15 protein-coding genes, 1 other RNA gene and 1 pseudogene are annotated in these 22019 nt (G+C 44.1%); 9 read left to right on the top strand and 8 right to left on the bottom strand.

Annotated elements, in window-relative coordinates:
- Nucleotides 1-15 precede the first annotated feature (15 nt).
- From nuoL to WKT12_RS12965, 7 genes are all read left to right on the top strand, one after another.
- The gene (nuoL, locus tag WKT12_RS12995; RefSeq protein ID WP_340319953.1) at nucleotides 16-1908 is read left to right on the top strand and encodes an NADH-quinone oxidoreductase subunit L; all 1893 of its coding nucleotides are present in this window, start codon (nucleotides 16-18) and stop codon (nucleotides 1906-1908) included.
- Complete coding sequence (locus tag WKT12_RS12990; RefSeq protein ID WP_340319952.1) at nucleotides 1905-3389, top strand: complex I subunit 4 family protein; 1485 nt, start codon at nucleotides 1905-1907, stop codon at nucleotides 3387-3389. Before nuoL ends, WKT12_RS12990 begins: the two co-directional genes overlap by 4 nt.
- Before the next feature lie 6 nt (nucleotides 3390-3395).
- A complete protein-coding gene (locus tag WKT12_RS12985) occupies nucleotides 3396-4823 on the top strand; it encodes an NADH-quinone oxidoreductase subunit N (protein ID WP_340319951.1) in 1428 nt (475 codons plus the stop codon).
- Between the two features lie 204 nt (nucleotides 4824-5027).
- Nucleotides 5028-6737, top strand: coding sequence for a hypothetical protein (locus tag WKT12_RS12980; RefSeq protein WP_340319950.1), 1710 nt, complete (start codon nucleotides 5028-5030; stop codon nucleotides 6735-6737).
- 32 nt (nucleotides 6738-6769) lie between these two features.
- A complete protein-coding gene (locus WKT12_RS12975) occupies nucleotides 6770-8200 on the top strand; it encodes a DUF5723 family protein (protein WP_340319949.1) in 1431 nt (476 codons plus the stop codon).
- Between the two features lie 297 nt (nucleotides 8201-8497).
- Nucleotides 8498-9469, top strand: a complete 972-nt coding sequence (locus WKT12_RS12970) for a type I phosphomannose isomerase catalytic subunit (RefSeq protein ID WP_340319948.1) — start codon at nucleotides 8498-8500, stop codon at nucleotides 9467-9469.
- A 131-nt stretch (nucleotides 9470-9600) separates the two neighbouring features.
- Nucleotides 9601-11802, top strand: coding sequence for a GH92 family glycosyl hydrolase (locus tag WKT12_RS12965; RefSeq protein WP_340319947.1), 2202 nt, complete (start codon nucleotides 9601-9603; stop codon nucleotides 11800-11802).
- A 115-nt stretch (nucleotides 11803-11917) separates the two neighbouring features.
- Here WKT12_RS12965 and WKT12_RS12960 read toward each other — a convergent pair whose 3' ends face one another.
- Nucleotides 11918-13066 (bottom strand): lactonase family protein, encoded by a 1149-nt coding sequence (locus tag WKT12_RS12960; protein WP_340319946.1) that lies wholly within the window; start codon nucleotides 13064-13066, stop codon nucleotides 11918-11920.
- Nucleotides 13067-13180: 114 nt separating this feature from the next.
- On the opposite strand from WKT12_RS12960, the gene ssrA reads away from it, so the two are divergent.
- Nucleotides 13181-13577, top strand: a transfer-messenger RNA (tmRNA) gene (gene ssrA / locus WKT12_RS12955).
- 152 nt (nucleotides 13578-13729) lie between these two features.
- Here the strand turns inward: ssrA and bioD are convergent.
- The 6 genes and pseudogenes from bioD to WKT12_RS12925 form a co-directional block, all read right to left on the bottom strand.
- Nucleotides 13730-14371, bottom strand: coding sequence for a dethiobiotin synthase (gene bioD, locus WKT12_RS12950; protein WP_302571210.1), 642 nt, complete (start codon nucleotides 14369-14371; stop codon nucleotides 13730-13732).
- Between the two features lie 11 nt (nucleotides 14372-14382).
- Complete coding sequence (gene bioC / locus WKT12_RS12945) at nucleotides 14383-15135, bottom strand: malonyl-ACP O-methyltransferase BioC (protein ID WP_340319945.1); 753 nt, start codon at nucleotides 15133-15135, stop codon at nucleotides 14383-14385.
- The gene (locus WKT12_RS12940) at nucleotides 15120-15788 is read right to left on the bottom strand and encodes a pimeloyl-ACP methyl esterase BioG family protein (RefSeq protein WP_340319944.1); all 669 of its coding nucleotides are present in this window, start codon (nucleotides 15786-15788) and stop codon (nucleotides 15120-15122) included. The genes bioC and WKT12_RS12940 overlap by 16 nt, the downstream gene beginning before the upstream one ends.
- A gap of 126 nt (nucleotides 15789-15914) precedes the next feature.
- Nucleotides 15915-17078 (bottom strand): 8-amino-7-oxononanoate synthase, encoded by a 1164-nt coding sequence (locus WKT12_RS12935; RefSeq protein WP_445323146.1) that lies wholly within the window; start codon nucleotides 17076-17078, stop codon nucleotides 15915-15917.
- Between the two features lie 17 nt (nucleotides 17079-17095).
- Nucleotides 17096-19331: pseudogene (gene bioA, locus WKT12_RS12930) on the bottom strand (adenosylmethionine--8-amino-7-oxononanoate transaminase).
- Between the two features lie 54 nt (nucleotides 19332-19385).
- Nucleotides 19386-19778 (bottom strand): hypothetical protein, encoded by a 393-nt coding sequence (locus WKT12_RS12925; protein WP_340319943.1) that lies wholly within the window; start codon nucleotides 19776-19778, stop codon nucleotides 19386-19388.
- 270 nt (nucleotides 19779-20048) lie between these two features.
- Here WKT12_RS12925 and WKT12_RS12920 point away from each other — a divergent pair, with 270 nt between their 5' ends.
- Nucleotides 20049-21419 (top strand): ACT domain-containing protein, encoded by a 1371-nt coding sequence (locus WKT12_RS12920; RefSeq protein ID WP_340319942.1) that lies wholly within the window; start codon nucleotides 20049-20051, stop codon nucleotides 21417-21419.
- 191 nt (nucleotides 21420-21610) lie between these two features.
- On the opposite strand, the gene WKT12_RS12915 is transcribed toward WKT12_RS12920, so the two are convergent.
- Nucleotides 21611-22019, bottom strand: a 409-nt coding sequence (locus tag WKT12_RS12915; RefSeq protein WP_340319941.1) for a hypothetical protein, incomplete at its 5' end; no start/stop codon positions are given.

The raw sequence follows: 22019 nt of genomic DNA, 5'->3' as shown, positions 1-22019 counted from the left end.
AACAGTATTTTGATTATGGAATATACAATTCTGATACTCGCACTGCCTGTGCTAAGCTTCCTGATCCTGGGACTGACAGGCATGTTCATGAAGCATCGTATAGCGGGGCTGATCGGAACTCTCTCACTGGCTATAGTTACCGTATTGAGTTACCTCACCGCTATCAATTACTTTACAGCGCCACGTACTGCCGAAGGAGTATTCCCGACACTGACTCCGTGGAACATCCAGTGGCTACCTTTCACCGACTCCCTTCATATTGACATGGGAATCCTGCTCGATCCTATTTCGGTCATGATGCTGGTAGTCATTTCTACAGTCAGCCTGATGGTACACATCTACTCATTCGGCTACATGAAAGGAGAAAAAGGATTCCAGCGTTATTACGCATTCCTGTCGCTCTTTACATTTTCAATGCTGGGACTTGTCCTCGCTACGAATATTTTCCAGATGTATGTGTTCTGGGAGCTGGTAGGTGTTTCTTCTTACTTGCTCATCGGTTTCTACTATACTAAACCGGAAGCTATTGCGGCCAGCAAGAAAGCATTTATCGTGACTCGATTTGCCGACCTTGGATTCCTGATCGGTATTCTGATTTACGGCTACTACATGCATACCTTTACCTTCACTCCGGGTGAAGAACAACTGATGAAAGCCGGAATGGTACTTCCTTGGGCACTGGGACTGATGTTCGTGGGTGGTGCCGGAAAAAGTGCCATGTTCCCGCTGCATATCTGGTTGCCTGATGCCATGGAAGGTCCGACTCCAGTCAGCGCCCTGATCCATGCAGCAACAATGGTTGTAGCAGGTGTCTATCTGGTAGCCCGCATGTTCCCGCTATTTATCGGATTCGCTCCCCACACCCTGCACTGGGTTGCTTACGTAGGAGCATTTACCGCTTTCTATGCAGCATCTGTAGCCTGTGCACAAAGCGATATCAAACGTGTACTCGCCTTCTCAACAATCTCACAAATTGGTTTTATGATGGTTGCACTTGGTGTATGTACTTCCAACAGCCCGCACGAAGGTGGTTTAGGTTATATGGCAGGAATGTTCCACCTGTTCACTCATGCCATGTTCAAAGCCTTACTGTTCTTAGGAGCCGGATGTATTATCCACGCAGTACATAGCAACGAAATGTCTACCATGGGAGGACTTCGCAAATATATGCCTATCACTCACATCACATTCCTGATTGCCTGTCTGGCTATTGCCGGTATTCCTCCGTTCTCTGGTTTCTTCTCGAAGGATGAGATTCTGACTGCCTGCTTCCAGTTCAGCCCGGTAATGGGATGGATCATGACAATCATTGCAGGTATGACAGCTTTCTATATGTTCCGCTTATACTACGGAATCTTCTGGGGTACAGAAAATAAAGAACTTCATGCAGAGCACGTTCCTCACGAAAGTCCTCTGACTATGACCTTCCCGCTGATGTTCCTTGCTGCCGTAACCATCGTCTGCGGATGGATTCTTCCTTTCGGACACTTTGTTTCGGCTAACGGCGAAGCATACGATATTCACCTCAACGCACAAGTAGCTATAACCAGTGTCATCGTAGCTGTCATAGCTATTGTACTTGCTACATGGATGTATGCACGCGATAAACAGCCCGTTGCAGACATGCTGGCAAAACGTTTCAGTACCTTGCATCGTGCAGCATACAGACGTTTCTATATGGATGAAATATGGTTGTTCGTTACCAAGAAAATTATTTTCCGTTGCATATCTACTCCACTTGCATGGTTCGACCGTCATGTTATTGATCAGTTCATGAACTTCATGGCCTGGAGTACCAATGCAGCCGGCGAAAGTGTACAACCTTTACAAAATGGTAAAGTTCAGAGCTACACCATGTGGTTCCTGGGCGGAGTTATAGTATTAACCGTCATGTTATTAGTATTATGAATATATTAAGTCTTTTTGTTTTAATTCCTCTGCTCATGTTGCTCGGACTATGGATCGCGCGCAACGTGAACCAGGTAAGAGGAGTAATGGTGGCCGGCTCAACACTTCTGTTGATTCTTGCTGCCTACCTGACAGTTTCTTATATAGGACTACGAAACGGCGGAGCTACAGATGAAATGTTATTTACAGACAGCATTACCTGGTATGCTCCATTGCATATTGCTTATTCGGTTGGTGTAGATGGTATTTCTGTAGTAATGCTATTACTGAGTTCCATCATCGTCTTTACAGGAACCTTTGCATCATGGAAACTGAAACCATTGACTAAAGAATATTTCCTCTGGTTTACCTTATTGAGCACAGGAGTATTCGGTTTCTTTATTTCTACTGACCTTTTCACCATGTTCATGTTCTACGAAGTTGCCTTGATTCCAATGTACCTGCTTATCGGTGTATGGGGTAGTGGTAAAAAAGAATATGCAGCAATGAAACTGACACTGATGTTGATGGGAGGTTCCGCCTTCTTGCTGATTGGTATTCTGGGTATCTTCTACGGTGCCGGAGGTGAAACCATGAACATCCTTGAGATTGTCAAGTTACAGATACCAACCGAAATGCAGCGTATTTTCTTCCCGATGGTATTCCTCGGATTTGGTGTACTGGGTGCTTTATTCCCTTTCCATACATGGAGCCCCGATGGTCATGCTTCAGCACCGACTGCCGTTTCTATGTTGCATGCCGGTGTATTGATGAAACTGGGAGGCTACGGATGCTTCCGTATCGCCATGTTCCTGATGCCTACCGGTGCTGCTATTTGGGGAGACTTCTTCTTGGTACTGACGACCATTTCAGTGGTATACGGTGCTTTTAGTGCGGTAGTACAAACCGATTTGAAATACATCAATGCCTACTCTTCAGTAAGCCACTGCGGACTGGTGCTTTTTGCTCTGCTGATGATGACAAAGGTAAGTGCAACAGGTGCTATTCTCCAGATGTTGAGCCACGGATTAATGACAGCCTTGTTCTTCGCATTAATCGGTATGATTTACGGCCGTACACATACGCGTGATATCCGCCAGTTAAGTGGCCTGATGAAAATTATGCCTTTCCTTTCTGTAGGATACGTTATTGCCGGACTTGCTAACCTCGGTCTTCCGGGTTTAAGTGGTTTTATTGCAGAAATGACAGTATTTGTTGGTTCTTTCCAACATGCAGATGCTTTCCACCGTGTATGTACCATTATTGCTACAATGAGTATTGTCATTACAGCAGTCTACATCCTGCGTGTAGTCGGAAAGATACTGTATGGCACTTGCACCAACCCGGAACATCTGAAACTGACTGATGCAACATGGGATGAACGTTTTGCTGTCATCTGTCTTATCGTAGCTGTAGCTGGATTAGGTCTGGCTCCTTACTGGGTAAGTCATGTAATCAGCGGCAGTGTAGAACCTATTATTTCACAACTTTGTCAATTATAATGCATTATGGATATCATAACAACTATACATACTATGCAGGCAGAAATCGGTTTGGCAATCATTCTGATAATCGTGCTACTTGCCGATTTATTTCAGAAGACACCGTCTCCGAAAAACATGCAAAGACTTTCCTGCGCATTGCTCGTTATCCTGCTACTTAATAATATATTCGGTTCTACCGCCAGTGGAGAGGCATTTGGAGGCATGTTTCAAAATACTCCGATGACCTCTGTCGTAAAAATTATTCTTACATTGGGAACCTTGTTGGTATTTATGCAAGCAGACACTTGGCTGAACCGTGAAGACACTCGCCATAAGGCAGGTGAATTTTATTTACTGACACTTTCTACCCTACTGGGTATGTACTATATGGTCAGTGCAGGCAGCTTCCTGCTGTTCTATGTCGGACTGGAGCTTGCCAGCATCCCAATGGCTTGTCTTGTTGCATTCGATAAATATCGCCACCATAGTGCTGAAGCCGGAGCTAAGTTCATTTTAAATGCCATGTTCTCATCAGGATTAATGCTTTATGGCTTATCATTAGTATATGGTACTTGTGGAACGATGTATTTCAATGACCTGAGTACACAACTGGTAGGAAGTCCGCTTCAGATACTGGCAATGGTACTGTTCTTCGCCGGATTAGGATTCAAACTGAGTCTTGTTCCCTTCCACATGTGGACACCTGATACTTATCAGGGAGCTCCAACAACCGTCAGTGCCTACCTTTCTGTCATTTCGAAAGGAGCTGCTGCCTTTGCCTTGATGAGCATCCTGCTGAAAGTATTTACTCCGATGGTTGCCGACTGGAGTTTGTTGCTTTCTGTTGTAATCGTATTGACCATCACCATAGCCAACATATTTGCTATCCTGCAAAAAGACTTGAAACGCTTCATGGCATATAGTAGTATCTCACAAGCTGGATATATTATGCTTGCCGTACTGGGAGCTTCAGCTCAAGGAATGGCTTCACTGGTGTATTACGTAGTAGTTTACATTGTTGCTAACTTGGCAGTATTCGGTGTTATCAATACCGTAGAGCAACATAATGGAGGTGCTGTAGACCGTGATGCTTATAATGGTTTCTACAAAACAAATCCGAAACTGAGTTTTGTTATGACTATTGCCTTGTTCTCACTGGCAGGTATTCCTCCCTTTGCAGGATTCTTCTCTAAGTTCTTTGTATTTGCTGCTGCATTCCATGCAGGACATTGGCTGGTAGTATTTTTGGCCTTGGTCAATACAATCATCTCATTGTATTACTACTTGTTGATTGTCAAAGCCATGTACATTACACCAAACGATACACCACTTGCTACATTCAAGAGCAGCACGATGACCCGTGCCTGTCTCTTCATCTGCCTGATGGGAGTTATTCTGTTAGGAGTATGCAGTTCGGTTTATCAGATGCTTACAGAAGTTGCACCTCTATAAAATTAGCAATTAAAACATAGGCTTTTATTTTATCATTGCTGCCCGATAGAACTAATTACGACCCTATAAATATCTTATACGGATACTTATATCGGTTTAAGCAAATAAGAAATCGTTTTTTTATTTCAAATAAAAAACATTTTTTATAAAAAGAGTGTTCTATCAGACAGCAATGCTTATTTATTCACTTTTATAATATATTTCATGAAAAAACAATTAACAACCCAAACATTATCTTGCGCATTCATATTACTATCTGCTTGTATGACAGCGTGTGTAGACAATGACTATGATCTAAGTAAGGATCTCGACATGACAGTCACTGTTGGCGGCGAAAATCTAACTATTCCAGCAAGCAATACCAAAGACATCACACTGGAAAAGATTTTTGATTTGGACGAAGGAAGTACTGTAAAGGCAGACGCCGACGGCAACTATGCCCTTTCTCAAGCAGGCAAAGGTTCTGATACTCGTGTTTCTATTGAAGAAATCACTATTAAATCGAGTGAAATTGCACTTCAGTCTGCAAGAACAGAATTAAACTATATGGTATCGCCAAGTGGTATATTAGAAGCTACCGTAAACGATAACACATCTTTCAATATTGACAAAAGAAACATAACGACTGACGTAACCGAGTTATATAGTTCAGATGTTATTATGCCTGCTTCATTGCACATGAGCATAGAAGGGAATAATTCACTGACACTCAAAAAAGAATTCAAAATTGAGTTTCCTGAATACATGACTATCACTACAACAGACCAGCGAGTTAATATAGAAGGAAGTATATTGACATTTAAACAAGACATTAATGTTTCAAGTACATCATCGCTCAATATTCCTATTAATATCACACATATCGATTTCAAAGCAATGGGAGCAGGAAAAGGTCTTGTAGCTCCGGGACATTTAGTTATTGCTGATGATATAAAAATAAACGGAACGAGTACGATTGCAGGAGGTAGTGCAATCCAAATGATAATGAATACCGAATTCAAGATCGATGAAATCCAGCTGACTCAGATTACAGCAAAAGTCGATCCTGAGATTAATGTATCAATCAATCCTATCACTATAAACAATTTGCCAGACTTCTTGAAAGATGAACAAGTCAAAATCAATATGACTGATCCTAAGATATATCTGACGGTTAGTAATACCTCACCTGTCGAAATTAATGTCAATGGTGTCTTGAAATCGTACAAAAATGGTCAACTGATTGCATCTGTTCCCGTAGGTCAGGCACCCAATCTGATTACCATACCAGGTGATCAGCCCAACGATTACATTATCTGTCTGCACAGACTGAACGAGGATGTAGAAGGCGCTGACGCCTGCGTAACAGTTGAAAACCTGAATGACTTAATAGCAACTATTCCTGATGAAATCCGTATGGACAACATCGAGGCAAAAGCTGCCGATAAAAGTTGCTCTTTCGTCTTAGGAAGTACATACAATGTAAAGACCAACTATGAGATAAATGCTCCTTTGCAATTCAATGAAGGCACAAACATTGTCTACAGTGACATTCTAAACGATTGGAATAAAGATATCAAAGACCTTTCTGTAAAGGAACTGGTCGTTTCGATGGAAGCAACCAATACCATCCCTCTGACAATGGATATGACTGTAAATGCAATAGACAAGGACGGAAAGGTATTGGATGAAATCTCTACAACAGTTTCAAGTAAAATAGCAGCAGGTACCGACGAGGGAGTAGTAACCCCACTTGAAATTACATTGAAAGCAACAGATACCAATGTATTCAAGCAACTGGATGGACTCAGCTATGAAGTTGCAGCAACCTCATCTGCTGAAACAAGTGGAAAAATTCTGAATAAGAATCAATATCTCCGCTTGGACAAGATGGTTATAAAAGTAAAAGGCGGCGTTACCGTTGACATGAATTAATTAAACCTATAAAATAATAATTATTGAATTATATGAAAAAGAATAGCATATTTCACCTTTTTACAGCTATAATTTTTATATGCTTGGGTACAGCCGCTTCTGCACAATCCTTGCACTCTGGTTACTTTCTTGAAGGATACACATATCGCCATTTGATGAACCCGGCCTTTGCACCTGAAAGAAATTACGTTGCCATCCCTGGCTTAGGAAACATCAATGTTGGAGCACAATCTAACGTCGGAGTAAATACTTTCCTTTACCCGTATGGAAACGATAAACTAACAACCTTCATGAATGGCAATATTAGTAGCAGCGAGTTCCTCGGTAAACTGAAAGACAACAACCGCATCAACGTCGACCTGAATATGACATTACTTTCTGCAGGATTCCGTGCTTGGGGAGGATTTAATACAATCGACATCAATATGCGTTCAACTACCAGCCTGAATTTGCCTCGTGGTTTATTCGAATTCATGAAATTAGGCATGAACAGTAGCAACTCCGTATACGAAATGGATGATTTAGGCATCTCATCGAACAACTATGCAGAAATAGCCTTAGGACATTCTCGTCAGATCAATGACAAATTGAATGTCGGTGGTAAACTGAAGTTCTTGTTAGGATTGGGCAACGTTGATGTCAAAATGAACGATATGAAAGTCCAGATGGCAGAAGACAAATGGATGGTTCAAGCAAATGGAGAGATGAATGCTTCTGTAAAAGGATTAACTATGCCCACCAAAGGAGAAAGTGGAAAAGAAGTAAACAGTCCATCTGAAAAAGATTTGATAGATTGGGAAAATATAGACTTGGATAATCCAGGACTTACAGGATTCGGTATGGCTGTAGACTTAGGTGCCACTTATAAACTTCGTGAAGACCTGACTCTGTCGGCTGCCATTCTCGATTTGGGATTCATTTCATGGAACAATACCATTAAAGCTGCAACAAGCAATAAGCCTTGGGAATTCGATGGTTTCAAAAATATAGCAATGGGATCAGACGATGCAGACGGTGACAAGCCACTTGAAGATCAGTTGGAAGATTTAGGAAAAGACGTTGAAAATTATGCAAGTTTCCACCGTTCAGAAACAGGAAGCAGTTCAACAAAAGCATTAGGAGCTACATTGAATATAGGAGCAGATTATACATTCCCCTTGTACGATAAATTACATTTCGGGTTCTTGTCTTCAACACGTATTAATGGTAAATATAGCTGGAGCGAAGGACGTATATCAGCAAATGTAACTCCCGTCAAATGGTTTGATGCTGGTGTCAACTATGGCATATCATCATTTGGTTCATCCTTTGGATGGATATTGAACTTCCACCCATGTGGTTTCAACTTCTTTATTGGAATGGATCACCTGATGACAAAAGTAACTCCACAATACGTTCCGGTAGGAAAACTGAATACCAATGTCAGCTTAGGATTCAATATTACTTTTGGCAACAAAATTTAATTTTCTGTTAAACATATAGCAATAAAAAGGCTGTTTCAATATTGGAACAGCCTTTTTTATTACAATGACCAAACGAGGTCCCTGAAGCAATTGGACAGAACAGATGTAAAAGAAATATACGAAAGTTCTCTCAAGATAGTTTATCCTTGCATAACCAATCAACTGCAAAAGTACCATAGAAAAATATAAAACTCCAAGCGCCTCATAAGAGCTTCTCCAGAATAAGCAAAATATTCATTGAACTATCACGAGTTTTTGTTACATTTGCCTACAATTGTAAACCTAATTATAACACTTATGTACCCTTTAAAATTTAAACCAATCTTAAAATCCACTATTTGGGGAGGAGAAAAAATTATTCCGTTCAAACATTTAAATTGCCAGCAAGCACAAGTTGGTGAAAGCTGGGAAATATCAGATGTTCCGGGTGATGAATCAATAGTTGCCGACGGAGTTGATGCAGGCAAGAACCTTACACAAATGGTAAGCGAATACAAAGGTGCTCTGGTAGGTGAAACCAACTACAAACGCTTCAACGGTAAATTCCCTTTGCTGATAAAATTTATTGATGCACAGCAGGACTTGTCTATTCAGGTTCACCCGAATGATGAATTGGCTATGAAACGTCACAATTCGATGGGAAAAACTGAAATGTGGTATGTAATAGGCAATGATGGAGGAAAAGCACACTTACGTTCTGGTTTGAGCAAACAAATCACTCCCGACCAGTATGCTGCAATGATCGCCGACAATACAATCTGCGATGCACTTTCCGACTATGCAGTACAACCGGGTGATGTTTTCTTCTTGCCGGCAGGACGTATTCACAGTATCGGAGCAGGCTGTTTCATCGCAGAAATCCAGCAGACTTCAAACATTACATACCGCATCTACGACTTCAACCGCAAAGATAAAAACGGAAATACTCGTGAATTGCATACTGAGTTGTCAAAAGATGCAATCGACTATACTGTATCGGAAGACTATCGTACTCATTATACTCCTAAACAGAATGAACCGGTAGAACTGGTAACCTGTCCTTACTTTACTACTTCTGTATACGATTTGACAGAACAGATGAGCATGGATTATACAGAACTGGATTCATTCGTTATTTATATCTGCATGGAAGGTGCTTGCACTGTAACCGACAATGAAGGAAATACCATCAACATGCAGGCAGGAGAATCAGTCTTGTTCCCCGCTACAACCAAGACACTGGAAGTAGTTCCAAATGGTCATGTTAAGTTCCTCGAAACTTATGTATAAAATAGATATCGTTATTCCAAACGATAATTAGTATTCCCTATATTACCATAGAGGTTACAGAAGACTAATTCTTCTGGTATATTCTCTATGGTAATATACCTGTTTTCCACACTCTTTTATTAACCTGATTCATGAAAAAACTTTCTGTATTCTTATATACCCTGGCACTGGGAAGCGCATTTTACAGTTGCAGTACAGCCAAGCAAGAAACATTACAAACCGATTATACACAATATGTTGATCCTTTCATTGGAGCTGCTGACAACGGACATACGTTTCCGGGGGCCTGCCGTCCTTTTGGAATGATACAAACCAGTCCTGTAACAGGCGCTGTAGGATGGAGATATTGCTCCGAATACATGTACGCCGACTCTATCATTTGGGGATTCACTCAGACTCACCTGAACGGAACCGGATGTATGGACCTAGGTGATATTTTGGTGATGCCTTTTACGGGGCAGCGTCACCGGGCCTGGGATGCTTACCGAAGCAGTTTTCAAAAAAATACTGAAAGCGCTACTCCCGGTTATTATACCGTTACACTCGATCAAGCAAACGTAAAGGCAGAACTGACTGCCACAACACATACAGCCCTGCATCGGTATACGTATGAGAAAGCAGATTCTGCTTCCATATTAATCGATTTACAGCATGGACCGGTATGGAACGAAAAACAATACCATACTCAAGTTAACAGTTGTGAAGTTACTTGGGAAAATGACAGCACACTTACCGGTCATGTAAACAACAAAGTATGGGTTGATCAGGATTACTATTTTGTCATGCAGTTCAGCCGTCCGGTCATCGATCATTTTGAGCTTCCTATGGCAGAAGTCGAAAAAGGCAAACGAATCGTTGCAAGCTTCAATCTCCAGCCGGGAGAAGAAGTGCTGATGAAAGTAGCGCTCTCCACCACCGGAGTAGAAGGAGCCAAGGCCAATATGGCTGCTGAAGTTCCCGGATGGGATTTCGAAGGGGTACGAACAGCGGCTAAAGCCGACTGGAACAGTTACCTGAGTCGCATTGAAGTGGAAGGTACAGACGAAGAAAAAACAAACTTCTACACCAGCTTCTATCATGCGCTGATTCAGCCGAACGAAATATCAGACGTTGACGGACGTTATCGCAATGCAGCCGATTCTGTAGTAAAAGCTACAGGGGGTAAATTCTATTCTACCTTCTCTTTATGGGACACTTATCGTGCTGCTCACCCGTTTTATACGCTGATGGTTCCTGAACGTGTAGACGGATTCATCAACTCGCTGGTAGATCAGGCCGAAGTACAAGGATATCTCCCGATCTGGGGACTGTGGGGCAAGGAAAACTTCTGCATGGTAGCCAACCATGGAGTTTCTGTCGTTGCTGAAGCTTATGCCAAAGGATTCCGAGGATTTGATGCAGAACGTGCATTCAATGCAATTAAACGTACTCAAACCGTATCGCATCCGTTAAAATCAAACTGGGAAAACTATATGAAATACGGGTATTTCCCGACCGACCTGACCGAGGCTGAATCTGTTTCATCTACTTTGGAAAGCGTATACGACGACTATGCAGCAGCCGACATGGCCAAACGTATGGGAAAATCAGAAGATGCTGCATATTTCTCACGTCGGGCAGATTTCTACAAAAACCTGTTCGACCCAAGTACGAAGTTCATGCGCCCCAAGAAATCAGACGGAACCTGGAAAACTCCGTTCAACCCCAGTCAGATAGGACATTCTGAAAGCGTAGGCGGTGACTATACCGAAGGAAATGCATGGCAATATACCTGGCATGTACAACATGATGTACCGGGATTAATAGCTTTGTTTGGTGGAGAAGAAGCATTCCTCAACAAGTTGGATTCCGTATTTACATTGAAGTTGGAAACAACTCAGGCCGATGTGACCGGACTGATCGGACAATATGCACATGGTAATGAACCCAGCCATCATGTAACTTATCTGTATGCCCTTGCCGGACGCCCTGAACGTACCCAAGAACTGATTCGCGAAATCTTCGACACACAATATTCCCCCAAACCGAACGGATTATGTGGTAACGATGACTGCGGACAAATGTCAGCATGGTATATGTTCTCTGCCATGGGATTCTACCCGGTCAATCCCGTAAGCGGTGAATATGTGTTCGGAGCTCCTCAGATGCCAGAATTCGTACTTCACCTGACAGACGGAAAGACCTTTACCATCAAGGCAGAAGGACTTTCTGAAGCCAACAAGTATGTAAAGAGTATTACGTTGAACGGTGAGCCGTATACCAAGAACTTCATTTCACATGCCGATATTATGAAAGGTGGTACACTGGTTTACCAGATGACAGACAAAAAGTAAATAAGTAACGGGATGTAAGATCTGATATGATAAAAAGAGGCTTGTCAAACTCCGTTTCGGAGGAACGACAAGCCTCTTTTATGCCGTAAAAACAAATTTCGGATGAGGATTACTATCACTCCATCGGAACAAACTTCAGACAAACCGGCTTCGACATTTCAATTTTCTCACCAGTATCTTTCAGCAATCCAGTTTCCGCATCACGTGCAAATACCTGAATTTCATTCGTATCTCGACAAGCGACGAGTAAATATTTACCATTTGGCGTAATGACAAAGTTACGTGGATGAACTCCTGTAGGCTGATAACCTACCTTTTCCAGCGTACCATCTTCCGAACTGACTGAGAAAATGGCAATACCATCTCCTTTCAAACGATTAGAAGCATAGACAAAGTCACCGTCTGGTGAAATATGAATATCCGCACTACCACGGGCTGCAAGTGTATCAGCTTTGATAGTCTGAATAGTATCCAGCTTCATTTCATCGTACGAGAGCACGATAACATCACCCGAAAGTTCCGTAATGAGGTAAGCATGCTTTCCGTCCGGTGCAAAGCACGTATGTCGTGGTCCGGCTCCTGGAACCAATCGCACGTCATAAAATTCTGTACGATTCAACAAGTTCCCATTCTTCTTATTATTTACGGGAAATACATGAATACAGTCGGTTCCCAAATCATTCGCCAGCAACAAACGATTGTCCGGTGTAAAAAGCACACTATGGAGATGGGGCTGAGCCTGTCGCTCCTTATCCGGTCCACTACCCGTAAAAGTCAAGGTATCACCCGCCAGCAGTTCCCCACGATTACCTAAAGGAAATACCGTTATACTACCACCCATATAATTGGCTGTCAATACATAATCTTCCTTTGGACTCAGCGTAATATTACAAGGTGCACCTCCATTAGTCGGTTGAGAGTTGATCAGTGAAAGCGTTCCTTTCGCCCGATCAAACGACAACGCATTGGCAGTAGAAGAAACCCCTTCATCCTCTCCTACCGCATATACCCGGCTACCGTCGGCCGACGGAGTAAGAAAAGAAGGGTTCGAAATGCCGGACAAGCCACTCCGGAACGTCCCTTTTCCTGTTTCCTGGTTAAATACATATACACGAATGCCCTCCTCCTGAGCCCGAGCATAACTACCTACCAGCAAATATAACGAATCCGTATTCCCGGTTACAGTTTTCGTACGGTTGGCATTTCCCGTGCAACTGCTTCCCGCCAAAATCATAGCAGCCATACATACACCTACTAATTTCATATTCTTTATCGTTTAATTAATTCATTAAAGTCACCAAAAATAGCTAAAATCCATTATATTTTGGCGAATTCACAAATATTTCCTATCTTTGTGCACAATAATTATCACATGCTTGGGCTTGACTGGATTTGACAGCGAGAGATGTGGTATGTAAGCATGCAGTGCGTCAGTGATTTGCACTATAATCTCAGTTACTGAACAATTATCTGGCAACGAAAATTATGCTCTCGCTGCTTAATCGAAGAATAGTAGATTAGCTTTATTTCCGTCACAGTGATGGAAACGAGATGTCGCTCAAAAGCTCTTGTTCCGAAGCGTTTGGTCAAGCGGCACAGCAAATTCGGGAATAGTTTCAATCGGGTTCCGAGGTTGAAATGAAATTTTAGGGACTAAGGTATAAGTGGGTGGCTCTGGTCTTGCTTATGCACGAAAACCGAAGGCAGAGATAAGCATGTAGAAAGCATATGGCTTCCTTGTTTGGACGAGGGTTCGATCCCCTCCAGGTCCACCCAGGAAAAAGATGAAAGGGGCTGTTTCAATATAAAAGATGAAACAGCCTTATTTGTATCTGTAAGTTACTAAATAAAAATCTCCTGCCTCAGTCATGTAATTAGCATGAACCAAGGCAGGAGATTTCTCCATTTAAAGTATTTGTGCCTATAGTTATAATTTCGGGATAACCACGAAATGAGTTTCCGGATATTCCTTTGCCAGCAAGTCACGGATATAGGCTTCTGTATCCCGACGGATAATATCATCATCTTCTTCCGGAAAAAGATTATAAGCCACGGTGTGCAGACGAATACCCCGACGGGTAACAGCCTCCAGACTCAGCAAAGTATGGTTGATGCTTCCCAGTTTCCCCGAAGTCACAAAAATCAACGGATAGTTTTTCTGCGCCACATAATCGATTGTCAGCAAGTCGCGAGTAAGCGGAACCATCAGTCCGCCTGCTCCTTCCAGCAAGACCGCATCATAGGTTTCACTCAACTGGCGGGTAGCCTTTTCTATCTTGTCGAAATCAATCGGACGATGATCTATTTCGGCTGCCAGATGAGGCGAGCAGGGATAAGTAAATATTTCGGGCATAGTCAGTCCACTCTCATCTTCTGGCAGCAAACCAGTTCCCATAATCTTGCGGTGCAGTTCAATATCCTCCGACATACCGACATTTCCTGTCTGAATAAATTTCTGCGTAATCGTACGCACGCCTTGTTCGTTCCATGTCTTAGCCAGATAACCAGTAGCATAACTCTTTCCGACATTGGTATCAATGCCGCTCACAAAAAAAACATTGTCTTTCATATTATTACATTTTACTTTTTACAAATCATATAAATAGGATGATAAGTCAACGGAACAGTTCCATCGGAAGCCGTATACAGCTCTTTATAACGGCGGCAGAAATCGTTTAGTTCTCCCCTCGTCCAACTTTGCTGACGTATGCCCGTCACCCCCGTTTCCTTCAGATGCTTCAGTACATCCAGCGGCGAAGCAAACGACAATTTCAGCTTTTCCTCCCGACTATACACAATCTGGTATTCAGTCGACAAAACCTTTGTCAGTTCCGCCAGCGAACGATAAGGAAGTGTATCCGAAGTAAGCGATACTACCTCCTTTACATTCTGAGGGCCAAACGTACTGAAAGCCAGATAGCCATCAGCCGTCAGAAGCCTGCGACAGCCAGCCAGAAACTTTTCCGGCTGATCGAACCACTGAATGGCAGAGCACGACACAATCAGATTCTGCCCCGACGGGAAATTCAACGCCTCCGCATCGGATGCAGCAAAGCGGATTCTCTTATTAGCAAGTAAGTCGGTGAGATACGGTTCCACCTCTGGACACAAATCGTTCAACAACAAATGTTCGGGAGTAGCACGATGCAGAAAAGCACGAGTAAACATACCCGTTCCGCAGCCAATCTCCAGCACATTACGCCGTCCCCCCGAAGGGATATACTTGCCTATCGCATCAACCATGTGGTAAGCAATCTGCCGCTGTACATCCGCCCGTATGGAATAGCTGCTCACAGCCTTGGCAAAACGGCGGCGAATCAATGTCTTGTCCATTCGTCCCCCTTTCCTTCCAGCAGACGGTCGAACAGCACCGTGTCATAATGTTCCGCTTCCACCTCCATCACTTCCGTACCTGTCCAAGCGGCACGCTGATTCGCTGGAATAAAAATCTTGTCGCACAAGCCGATGATAGCCTTGTCCCATACAAAAGTCACAGGCTGAGCCTTTCCGACCTCATGCTCCAAAGCTGCCAGTTCCGCTCTTAGTTCCTCCGTCGTACGGTACGGCTGATGCGAAAGAAACTCCTTCACCTGTCCCGCACCGCCACATATCCTCCGGCGGAAACGTGCCAGCGTAGCATCCGAAAAATTCTCCAGAGTACCGTGAAAAACCGCTTCCGCAATCCCCCGCTGGTCATCTATCGGGAAAGATGTACCGTTGACAGCCAGTTTCATCTTCCAAGGACAGGTACGTCCCGAAAGAATCTGCCCGGCTACCCATACCCCCATCGACCAGGCAAGCAGCCTGATTTCACGATAGCCATCCAACAAAGAATAATCGAAGTCCAGCGTACGGTAATCAAAACAAAGCAGATAGTCGTACCCTTCTGCTACCGGACGGTGAAATAAATTCTCGTCACTTCCCCACCCTGCAAAGAAGAGCAGCAAGCGCGGATTACCCTCTTTTTTTATAAATACTTGCTTCATATTCAGTCATTCGACACACATGTATTAAAACGTGCTGACATTTTAGAAAAACACGCCGACGTTTTCAGTAAAACGTGCCGACGTTTCCATACATTTGCGCCGATGTTTTTTAAACGTTCATAATCTTTACAATTCACGGCATAAGCTGTCCACTTCCTCTTCCGTAATAGCTGCCGTCAGCGAAATACGCAAGCGGGAAGTTCCTTCGGGAACCGTAGGCGGACGAACCGGCAACACATAAAATCCTTTCCGCTGCATGTCTTCTGCTTTCAGGATAGTCTTGCTGCTCTCTCCCACAATAAAGGGAACAATATGACTTGAGGAAGGACACTCATGCCCTGAAGCCCGGACAGCCGCCTGCACCCGAAGAGCCGCCTTTGCCAGCCGTTCCCGACGGTCATTCCAGCCTTCCAAGCGCGACAGGATAAACTTTGTCCATGCCACATTCAGCGGAGGAAGTGCTGTCGTAAAGATAAATGTCCGCATCCGGTTAACCAGAAACGAGCGCATCACCTCACTGCACACTACATATGCTCCGACCGAAGCCAACGCCTTGCCAAACGTACCACACAGGAAGTCGATATCCTTCAGACATCCCTGTTCCTCGGCCACACCCAGTCCGTTTTTGCCACGTACACCGATACCGTGAGCCTCATCCACATACAGCATCACACCGGGATAACGCTTTTTCAAGTCCACCAGTCGGTCGAGAGGAGCCACATCTCCATCCATACTGAAGACACTCTCCGTTACGATAATAATCCGTTCGTAGTCTTTATAACTCTTGGCAAGCAAAGCCTCCAGTTGCCCGTAATCCTGATGACGATAACGGATGCACCGTGCAGCCGACAGCCGGATTCCGTCAATCAGACTGGCATGTACCAGCTTGTCTGCCAGAATCAGTGTATGCGCATCAGCCACGGCGGGAAGTATTCCCGTATTCATGTGATAACCACTCGAAAAAACCAGCGCACCACTTGCTCCGAACATCTCGGCAAGCATCTGTTCCAACTCATCGTATACGGTAAAGTTACCGGTCAGCAGGCGCGACGACGACGACGAGAACAGAAAATCACGTTCCGAAAGCGTCCGCATAAACTCATCACGCAGCGCAGTGTCGGCAGCCAGTCCCAGATAGTCATTCGAAGAAAGATTCAGCATGCGCTTGCCTTCCTTCCAGATCCATTTTCCTTGATGTTCTGCCTGCGACAGCGTCCGCAGATTGCCCGCTTCCTCCAGCGCATCGAGCGTCCGGCTATATAAATTATCCGATGAAACCATCGTTTCCATTCCTTTCCTTTTTTTATTTAACAGGTTATTTCTCTTACAATCTTCAGCAAGCCGGAAGTCAGCTTCGTCAGTTCCTCCTTGCTGATAATAAACGGAGGCATGATATATACCAGCCGTCCGAACGGACGCACCCAGATACCTTCTTCCACAAACCGGCGCTGCATCCATGCCATATCCACCGGATTCTTCATCTCGATGACTCCGATAGCTCCCAGCACACGCACGTCTGCCACCTGAGGCAGTCCGGCAGCCGGAAGCAGTTCCTCCCGCAGTTGCGACTCAATGCGTTTCACCTTCTCTTCCCATCCACTGGACAAGAGCAGATTGACAGAAGCGCAAGCCACCGCACAGGCAAGCGGATTTCCCATAAAAGTAGGTCCGTGCATAAAAGCATGCGGCTCGTGCGAAGAAATACAGTCCGCCACCTTATCGGAAGTCAGCACGGCCGAGAAAGTCATATACCCTCCGGTCAGCGCCTTACCGATACACATGATATCAGGTTCTACTCCAGCATGTTCCCAGGCAAACAGTTTTCCGGTACGTCCGAAACCCGTAGCAATCTCGTCGAAGATAAGCAGCAAACCATATTCGCGGCACAACTTAGCCGCCTCACGCAGATACTGCGGATGATAAAAACGCATACCACCAGCTCCCTGAACAATCGGTTCAAGTATCAGTCCGGCAAGCGTCTGATGATGCTTTTCGATTGTTTCCTTCAGTGGAAGAATATCCTTCTCATCCCATTCGGCACCGAAACGGCACTGAGGCGCAGGCACAAAATAACGTACCGGAAGTGCCGAACCGAACAAACTATGCATGCCCGTCACCGGATCGCACACCGACATCGCATTCCACGTATCTCCATGATAACCGGAACGGATCGTCACAAAATTGTTCTTTTCAGGCTTTCCCGCAGCAAACTGATACTGCACCGCCATCTTCAGTGCGACCTCCACAGCCACCGAACCACTGTCGGCATAAAAAATCTTCTGCATGGAAGGTGGAACAATCTTCAGAAGCAACTTTCCCAATGCGATGGCAGGCTCGTGCGTCAGTCCTCCAAACATCACATGCGACATGTTTTTCAACTGCTCTTCAATCGCCCGATTCAATACCGGATGATTATATCCATGTACGGCACACCACCACGACGACATACCGTCTACCAGCTCCGTACCGTCTTCCAGCGTAATGATACACCCTTTTGCCCGTTTTACCTTATACGTAGGCAACGGGTTAATGGTCGACGTATAGGGATGCCACAAATGCTCCCTGTCGAAGTTATCAACACATTGTTCATAATTCATAGCCCACCTCCTTTATTCGTTTTTTATCTTCTGCTACTTTCGAGCCCAGCGTTGTCAGCAAATCTCCCACAATAGCCGAGTTTACTCCGATATACATCGCCTTACGTACCGCCTCGTCACTCAGTTGTGAACGTCCTCCCGCAAAGCGAAGATAAGCCGAAGGATTGACAAAACGGAACATGGCTACCGTACGCAAGACCTCTTCTTCCGAGAGCGCAGGCTCCGTTTCCAGCGGAGTACCTTTTATCGGCTGCAACAAGTTGAGCGGGATAGACTGAATATCCAGCGATTTCAGGGTAAAGGCAAACTCCACACGCTGCTGCATGGTTTCCCCCATTCCGATAATTCCACCGCAACACACATCCATTCCCGTACGACGGGCAGCCTGTATGGTAGCCAACTTCTCTTCCTGTGTATGAGTAGAACAGAGATTGGCGAAATGAGAAGGAGCTGTTTCCAGATTACAATGATAGCGGACTACCCCTGCTTCATGAAGCAATGCGAGCTGTTCCTCAGTAGCCAGCCCCAGCGAAGCGCAAAGATGTATGTCCGAGTGCTCTTTCAAGTATGCAAAATGCTGGCACAAAGCCTCTATCTCCTTATTGGAAGGTTTCCGTCCACTCGTCACCAGCGAGAAGCGAGAAACTCCCTGTTCTTCGTTCGCCTTTGCATGACGCAGACATTCCTCCTGCGAAACCAGTCCGTACACCTCAACACCCGTTGCATAATGTGCCGACTGGGCACACCACTTGCAGTCCTCGGAACAGCGTCCCGACTTGGCATTGATGATGGAACACATATCAAACTTATGCGAAGCATATTTCATCGTAATCCGATGAGCCGCTTCACACAATTCATCCAAAGGAGCTTTCTCCGCCAGCCAAAGCGCCTCTTCCTGCGTCAGTGCAAGACCATCGTCAACTTTCTTTTCTAATTTTTCAATCATAATCTATTTTTTGTATACATAAAAAAGCGGAATGGCGAAAGTACCCGAGTGCATCTATAACCAAGATAGCACACGAATCCTTTCGCCATTCCGTTTCGATAAATGACAATTATTCTGAATCTTTTTAATACAAGCGACCTCACTACCCGTCGGTTCAACAACCACAGGTTGTCCCATCAGAAGCAGCATGACACATCCCAAAGGAATCCCTATATCCTGCTGCGAAGCATCCTGCTCCCTGATGCCGTCCATGGCATATACACGCTGCCCGTTACCGGCTACTGGCACAATATGTCTTGCCTTATCCAACGATGAATCAGCAATTCCCTTACACACCCTTCCAATCGTCACATGCCGGTGCAGACTCCCGAACGCAGCATAATTTTTCCGGCTCCAGCGGCGGAAACGGATCGATTTTCTCTGGCTATGTAATGTGTTTTCGTGCATATAGTTTCATTCAGACGGTTGCAAATATAGAGAAAAAACCGAAAGACGACTTAAAAAATCGGATAAACTCATTACGGCAAGGCATTTTTAAGCCTTCTTCAAACCGTTTTCCTTTATTTTAATTCTCCTTCACACAAAAGTTTAGGAAAGGAATATGATTTCATAAAAATATGTATCTTTACGCCTCGTTACAAAACGACTGTACAAACAAAGACAGAAAAGGTAAACAAAAGGCATAGATTACCAAACACTTAACGTAAAAGAAAAGAAATGAAAGTCTGCAATTTAGAAACAGTAACAGCTCCCGAAGACATCCTGCAACTCGCCGATGTCATCTGCAAGGAAGCTCCTCTCCTCGTTATCGTTCCTGCTTTCGACTGGATTAAACGCAGCCTGCAAGATATTTCCATCCATCTGTTCCGTGCCGAAGAGGAAAAGGCTTCACAAGCCATCCTGCATCTGGAAAAACGCTGCATGGAAACTGTTTCCGGATTCCTGCCCGATCATGGTCCTGCCTTTGAGTTTGCCCAAACACAGATCACATCCAACTTCCAATATATCCGGCAACTGGCAAACAATACGTTCAGCCAGTCCGACGAACGCAGATTACTCATTTCGGGAGAATACATTTCTTCCGCACTGATAGCCGCCTATTTAAAAAGCCGACACATCGATGCCACTGTAGCAGATGCTGCCATACTGATGCACCTGGATGCTGACGGAAAACCTGATTTAGAAACAATCTGCCAGCAGGCACAAGCTTTCTCGCAAACAGCACAAGCCGCAGTCTATGTCACCCAGTCGCTTGTATGCCAGAATGCTTACGGTGAAGTAGAATATATCGCCAAAGGCGACAGTTGCGCTTATGCCGTATATCTGGCTATCGCTTTCCGTGCTCAAGAACTCATACAACGAACACAGGCAAAAGAAATATACATCCCGTACGACAACAAAAAGCCGGAAGAAAACAACGGCTCCATGTTCTCCTTCGAAGAAGCCGAAAGCCTCATCAATGCCGGCGTTCGTCTGGTATCGCCCCGCAGCCTCTCGCTTGCCCATCAATATCAGATTAACATCCGTCTGATAAACGGACAAGGCCGCATCATTCGCCTCATCAGCGAGATACAAGAAGAAACGCATACCGTAAAAGCTATCACAGCCCGAAAGCACATCACCTACATCCGACTGCACTCATCGGGAAGTGTTTCTTCCTTCCGCTTTCTGGAGAAAACACTTTCTGTCTTTGCGAAGTACAAGGTATCCATTTATCTGATGACATCATCCAGCACCAACATTTCGATGGCGATAGAAACAGATACCGAAACCCTGAGCCTGCTCCGCCGTGAGCTGTCAGGATTTGCCGAATTAATCACGGAAAACAATATTGCCACTATCAGCATACTCGGAAAACTGAATTGGGGAGATTCGGATGCAAGCAGCCGTATCATCGAATTGCTGCACGACATACCTATCCTGATGATTTCGTACGGGAATGACAATCATTGCGTATCGATAGCCATCCGGCAGAGTGACTGCAAACACGCTCTCTGTACGTTATCCGATCATTTTCTCGGAACCGATTTCACACACGAAAACGGCTCGCATTCGTTCAGTGAAGAGTATAATGCTTTTATCATCTGATTTTTCATCTAATATAAAACGTTATTTACTTCGAAATAAAATCATTGTAAGTAACATTTTTCAATGGATTGGAAACTGTCGTAATAGGAGAACTTATGTTCTTGTCCGGATATACTAAAGAATCCTGCCATTATACTTGATAAGTAGCATATTGGCAGGATTACATTAAAGTTCTAATTCATTCACAGTTTCTAATTACAAGAGGTATAGGGGTTATCACATTGGTATTTTGGAGAAAGCCACCCATATTCATGTTTATTATTTATATTTTGTATGAAAAGCCAATTCTGATAAGCATTGTATACGATATAAAAATCTCTCCATTGAGGTCTATGTATGACAAATGAAACATCTGAATCGGGATTTGGAGTTTTTAGTACTTGAACTATATCAGAATCGTAACAGGATACATGTATTCCTAAATATTGAGTTTCTATCCAACCTCTAATATCGGTAAATGTACTGTCTAATGGAGAAGAAACTGTTACATCAGCCATATTATCTTTTATCCTGTGAATTGCGATAAGTACATACTCTTCTTTAATTGTATCATTAATGATATAATTAATGACAGATAATTTTTCTTTTTCATTGAATATA

This window comes from Phocaeicola sp. HCN-6420, assembly GCF_037890145.1.
GTDB lineage: Bacteria > Bacteroidota > Bacteroidia > Bacteroidales > Bacteroidaceae > Phocaeicola.
Note: the sequence above shows the minus strand (reverse complement) of the source record. Positions and strands in the feature narration are given on the sequence as shown.